We start from the raw sequence: 1800 nt of genomic DNA, 5'->3' as shown, positions 1-1800 counted from the left end.
AGGTAAGAACATTGAAGATGCTAAAGTTGTATGTCTAGGTGCGGGCGCTGCAGCAATCGCATGTATGAAAATTTTGATTTCTTGTGGTATGAAGCAAGAGAACATCTTCATGCTTGACCGTAAAGGTGTGATTCACACTGGTCGTGATGATTTGAACCAATACAAAGCGATGTTCGCAAACGATACTGACAAGCGTACGCTTTCAGATGCTTGTGATGGTGCTGACGTGTTCGTTGGTCTTTCTGGTCCAGACCTTCTTTCTGTTGAAGATTTGAATCGCATGGCTCCAAACCCAGTTATCTTTGCATGTTCAAACCCTGATCCAGAGATCCAGCCTGAAACAGCGCTTGCTGCACGTGATGATCTAATCATGGCGACTGGTCGTTCTGATTACCCGAACCAGGTGAACAATGTTCTTGGTTTCCCATTCATCTTCCGTGGAGCGTTAGACGTTCGTGCTAAAGCGATCAACGAAGAGATGAAAGTGGCAGCGGTTCACGCAATCAAAGATCTTGCTAAAGAGCCAGTTCCTCAAGACGTTATCGATGCTTACGGTGGTGAGGCGCTTGAGTACGGTAAGGACTACATCATTCCTAAGCCGCTTGACTCCCGTTTGCTTGGCGCTGTATCAGCAGCCGTAGCGAAAGCAGCTGTTGATTCTGGTGTTGCGCGTTTTGGTTACCCAGAGCACTATCCATTGAGCACTGTTGATGACATCAAGTAATCAATAGTCGTTTCAAAAAAGCCGCATCTAAGTATGCGGCTTTTTTTTGTTCAAGAATTGAGGACGAAGCCATGATGAGTAATTCGATCAGCTAAATCGAGGTGCTTAGAAAATATCCTCAGGGCGAGCAGTACTTTCGCTCGGAGTGGTGACGAACTGATCTAAGCTCGGCGGAGTTGCCCGCTCTTCTTCAGGTTTGTTTTCGTTTCTAAAGTATTCAAACAGTGTTTGTTCTGCATATGATGTCCGAAGGCCTGTCTTGGCGTTGATCTTAACGCTAATAATGCCTTCCGGTTGTGCTAAGTGTGCAGCAGGAGTGTCAGCCAATGCGTCTTTCATAAAATCCATCCAAATTGGTAGCGCGGCTCTAGAGCCGTACTCTCTGCGGCCAAGTGTCTCTGGATTGTCAAAACCTACCCATACACTCGTTGCGACCTCAGTGTTAAAGCCCGAGAACCAAGCATCTTTTTGATCGTTGGTCGTTCCTGTTTTGCCGCCAATGTCGGATCTTTTGAGCGCAGAAGCGCGTCGACCAGTACCTTTTTTAATTACGTCTTTCATCATTGAGTGAAGAATAAATACCGCGCGTGCATCTGCAATGCGAGGAGCGGGCTTGAAGCTTTCTTTAGTCAGCCCGTCTTCAGTGCTTGCGTCATTTTCTTCTTCCGCTGCGTTTTTCTCTACCATACAAATTTTATCGCAAACAACATAGGGATCAGATTTGTAAAGTGTTTCACCTTTGCTGTTCTCAATATGAGTAACCAAATATGGCTCGATATAATGACCGCCATTGGCGATCATTGCGTATCCGGCGGCTACATCGATAGGTGTAATACCTGCGCTACCTAGAGCGAGTGAGAGGTCTTTAGGCAGGTCTCGCTCGTTGAAGCCAAATTTTGTGATGTGCTTGAGTGTCGGCTTGATTCCCATGCTTTTGAGTAAGCGAATCGATACAAGGTTTCGAGAGCGATAAAACGCTTCTCTTAGTCTTGTGGGGCCGTAAAATTTGCCACTCGAGTTTTCTGGTCGCCACGATGTCTCTAAGTTTTTGTCATTAAAAACTAAGGGTGCATCAT

The 1800-nt window shown here is 46.0% G+C and carries 2 protein-coding genes; one reads left to right on the top strand and one right to left on the bottom strand.

Annotated elements, in window-relative coordinates; translation table 11 throughout:
• A partial coding sequence (locus tag A3739_RS19850; RefSeq protein ID WP_304440293.1) for a malic enzyme-like NAD(P)-binding protein occupies positions 1-724 on the top strand: 724 nt, incomplete at its 5' end.
• A 105-nt stretch (positions 725-829) separates the two neighbouring features.
• On the opposite strand, the gene A3739_RS19845 is transcribed toward A3739_RS19850, so the two are convergent.
• A partial coding sequence (locus A3739_RS19845) for a penicillin-binding transpeptidase domain-containing protein (protein WP_255376786.1) occupies positions 830-1800 on the bottom strand: 971 nt, incomplete at its 5' end.

The sequence above is a fragment of the Oleiphilus sp. HI0067 genome (assembly GCF_001635735.1).
Note: the sequence above shows the minus strand (reverse complement) of the source record. Positions and strands in the feature narration are given on the sequence as shown.